General features: G+C 40.1%; 6 protein-coding genes. 5 read left to right on the top strand and 1 reads right to left on the bottom strand.

The genetic code is table 11. The features are described 5' to 3' along the window. The 5 genes from ACP5L5_RS11455 to ACP5L5_RS11435 all read left to right on the top strand — a co-directional run. Positions 1-602, top strand: a 602-nt coding sequence (locus tag ACP5L5_RS11455) for a hypothetical protein (protein ID WP_428763933.1), incomplete at its 5' end; no start/stop codon positions are given. Between the two features lie 5 nt (positions 603-607). Next, entirely contained in the window at positions 608-1,303 is a 696-nt protein-coding gene (locus ACP5L5_RS11450; protein WP_428763931.1) for a hypothetical protein, read from the top strand. A 167-nt stretch (positions 1,304-1,470) separates the two neighbouring features. Next, the gene (locus tag ACP5L5_RS11445) at positions 1,471-1,779 is read left to right on the top strand and encodes an ArsR/SmtB family transcription factor (protein ID WP_428763930.1); all 309 of its coding nucleotides are present in this window, start codon (positions 1,471-1,473) and stop codon (positions 1,777-1,779) included. Next, positions 1,769-2,059 carry a hypothetical protein gene (locus ACP5L5_RS11440; protein ID WP_428763929.1) on the top strand — a complete coding sequence of 97 codons (291 nt, stop codon included), beginning with the start codon at positions 1,769-1,771 and terminating at the stop codon, positions 2,057-2,059. Before ACP5L5_RS11445 ends, ACP5L5_RS11440 begins: the two co-directional genes overlap by 11 nt. A 4-nt stretch (positions 2,060-2,063) precedes the next feature. Further along, positions 2,064-2,810: a hypothetical protein gene (locus ACP5L5_RS11435; protein ID WP_428763927.1), complete on the top strand. Its 747-nt coding sequence runs from the start codon at positions 2,064-2,066 to the stop codon at positions 2,808-2,810. Positions 2,811-3,199: 389 nt separating this feature from the next. On the opposite strand, the gene ACP5L5_RS11430 is transcribed toward ACP5L5_RS11435, so the two are convergent. Then, positions 3,200-3,747, bottom strand: a 548-nt coding sequence (locus ACP5L5_RS11430; RefSeq protein ID WP_428763925.1) for an AAA family ATPase, incomplete at its 5' end; no start/stop codon positions are given.

Raw genomic sequence — 3,747 nt, 5'->3', positions numbered from 1 at the left:
CTAGCAGCACGCAATTTTGGAAATTCACGATTTTTGATCTAAGTAATGGGCGTATAATGAGAGTTTACCCACCAACAGAAGTGAACACTACGGGTATATCCATAGCTTGGCCTCAAATGAAAGTTAATTGTATAGACAGGGCATTAAACATAGTGTATACGTGCATAAATAGAAGCAGTATTGTTAATAATTATGTCCCTGGAATATGCCTGCTTAGGGTTAATGAGAGCAATGGAGTAACTCTGAATTATGGCTTCTTCAGTTCAATCTACAGTAATAAGAGTACTATACACATGCTTTACATTAATTTCCCTAGTCTAATGCTCAACATCGTGAATAATAGTGTTTACGTAATATCAATGGGGTCTTCTTTAACCTGGTACTTAGTAAAATTAAGTATTAATGAAAATGGGTCACTTAAACTTAATTGGGAAGTACCAGTGGTGCAGTACGTGGATCTTTCATGGGTGTTTGGAAGAATCTCACCTATGTTAGCTACAGTTAATAACTACGTAACCTTACTTTACAGCGGATATAACAATAGTAATGTGCTGTTGCTTATTAATGATTATAATGGATCAGTAATATACCGTGAAAACTAACTAACATGGAAAGTGAAGGTATTTACTACTCCACTGTCGTGGATAGCGTACTTATAAATCCTTGCTACGACTCATCCTTATGTGGCATAGATCTATTAAGTGGTAGGCTAAAAGTTGGTTTCCTAATCAATAACCTAAGCGGCATAGTGTATAACGTGGATAATTATGGTGTAGTGCTTAGCCAAAGTAATTATGGTATCACTGTAACAGTAATAAATAATGATGGAGTGATTATCAGGAGGATAGTAATACCAGCAAACTTATATGTTGAGCTAGGTGAGTATTGTTCAAGCCTTAATCCTATGGATAAAGGCATAACGGTGCTCGTAGTGTATCCATGTGGTGTATCTTATGGTGTTTATGGGTATAAGGAGTTGGTAGCAATCATGAACATAACAAGCGGTTTCGTGATTCATGAATTCACTAGGCCATTGAAGCTACCTATAATAAACACACCAAGCCCAGACTCCATACTACCATACATAACGCCGGTGTTCTTGGTGAATGATAAGTACTTCCTCTACTTCTTTGATAACTCACTATACATAAGCAGTGAATCGCAGTTAATTAATGACTCTTGGTATTACATTCTCTTTGACAATGCATATACAATGATCATACTGTGGGTTATCACTATTATAACTACGATAACTATGATAATTACATATAGGAGGAAGCATCTAAGCAATCTTAATATATGATACTGAGTCAGGATTATTTAAGATTGAGAACTATTAAGATAATTTGAATATAGCGCCTCTACCGTTAAGGTATGCCCCTTACATTATCATGACCGTTCATTCTATGAGTGGGGTAATATTTAAATACTGGTAATTTTTTAATTACACAATGGACAAGCATGGTGGAGGTGAACTCCCTAGAGGAGCTGGCGAGGATAATGGATGCCCTAGGTCATCCAATGAGGTTAAGGATAATAGCATTACTGAGAATGAATGGTCAACTTTACTTGGCAGACATAGCGAAGAGGCTTGGTGTAAGCAGGGCATTAGCAAAAGTACACTTAAACAAGCTGCAGAAAGCCGGCCTAGTAACCTCAAGGGTGGAGTTAGTGCCTGGGGAAGCGAGAGCTTTGAGGTATTACCAATTAGTGGACTTCAAGGTAACCGTGTACCCAGACTACATAGTGAAATTAATGGGTGGCAGCCGTGAGCAGTAACTTAAGCGAGAGGGGTCTAATAATAGTGACAGCCATAGTGTGGGCAGCCTTAGCTGCAGTTGGAACCTTAATAGTAATATACACCGGCATCGATGGCGTAGTATTCGACTTCGTTGTCTTTATAATCGCGATAAGTGTATGGGCGAGGGTTATTAAGCTCATGGCTTGGGAGAGGGTTGAAGCCGGTGGCAATTTAGAGAAGCAGCTAAGAGAGTTAAGTAGCAAGATTAGTGAATTGAACGCTAAGATTGATGAGCTTAAGAAGGCTATTGAGGAGTGAGAACATGGATTTGGTTGTGAAGGCAATAATGGTGATAATAGTAGCCATTGCAGTGGCATATCTACTTATATATGTGGTGCCGAGCATGCTGAGTCACGTCACGTATGGCTCAAATTACTCGGAAACACCTGTAATTGCTATTGAATCCAAGGTGCCGGGTATTGTGCATATTGATGAATATGATGGCCAAAGTATTGAGGTCAACTTGACATTAATCTATACACCACTAATGCCTAAACCAACAGTATACTACACGGTTAGTAGGATTGGTGAAGTAACATACATTAATATCAGCTCAGCAACATGCCCAAGTGGGCAATTCTATCCAGTATACACATGCATAGTAGGTATTAGCATTTACGTGCCATCAAGTACTGCTAGTGTTTCGTTTAAAGATTCAGCATCAGCCATTAATCTAAATATTGATGGTTTAAGAAACCTTAACCTACATTTATCAGCCTCAGCCATAACTATGAAGATATCGAACGTAAGTAACGCCTCAATAACCATACAATCCTCAGAAGCTAATATCAGTATTAAGGGAATGGGACACTACCACGTAGATTCAACGGCTTCATCACTAAATGTAAGCACGCCAACAAACACATGCCTACTAATAGACGCAACATCAAGCACAGTAAGTTACCCAGGAAATTCAATAGCAGGAACAGGAACAATCAATGTGACGAAGCCAGGCTGCGGAATGGAAGTAATCCTAAATTCAATATCAAGCAGTATTACCATAAACTAGCCTACGCCTTATCTCTACGCTAATTTAGTCTCGTTTACTCAACATAACCCACTAATTCCTAGTTTAGGAAGTGATGTTGAGTTGCATGGTAAATGATAAGTCTTCTCCATATACTGCATCTACACTTGTTAAGACGTCAACTGGTATTGATGTACCGTTATACATCCCTATGAGTATGGTGAGGAATATTACTCGGTATATAGTATTTTTAAATGTGGTATACTTAAGAAGGTAATATGTTAATTTCACGCATAATGGTACTGTTAAGTACCCCCACAGTGTAGGTCTCGTAACTAGTAATGCTTAACCCCCTAGATCTATAGCATTTCCCAGGCGTAGTGAATTTACCTAAATCACATCGTCCACGCAGGCCCACGCCCAATTAAGCATTATTTAACATAGCCTCTAACGATTGCCTCACGCGTAATTGGGTCAGTTATTGTGTACTCCTTATTAGTCTTCGCAATTACTCCAGCTCTCTCTAGGTTTTTAAGTATGTTATTGAGCGTTGTGTCTGGTATTTTGCCTAGCCTAGCCTCCACTATGTTTTTGATAGAGGTCCAGTTGGCTTTACCTAAGGTGGCTACGGCGTTTAGAACAGCCACATACCTGGCTCTAGCTACGCTATATACGTCAAGCATCTTGTTAACCTCGGAGGCAATCAGCCTAGATGCATTATCTATAATGGCTTCTAGGTCTCTCATTCCCCCAGCGTAATTGTAGCCGAAGTAGGTTAACCAACCCACCACACCACCAAGCCTCCTAACGGCCTCGTAGATGATGGCCTCAGGGGGTTCAATACCCACCTGCCTAAAGCCCAGCCTAAGGAACTCGATGGCCTTATCCTCGCTAAGGGGCCTTAACCTAACCTCCCTATAAGCCCTACCGAAAAGCGGTGAGTCAGGCTTGTGGAGACCTAGGAAGTCGTAAAGTAACC

This window comes from Vulcanisaeta sp., assembly GCF_049966235.1.
Taxonomy (GTDB): domain Archaea; phylum Thermoproteota; class Thermoprotei; order Thermoproteales; family Thermocladiaceae; genus Vulcanisaeta; species Vulcanisaeta moutnovskia.
This window is presented reverse-complemented; position numbering and strand designations above follow the sequence as displayed.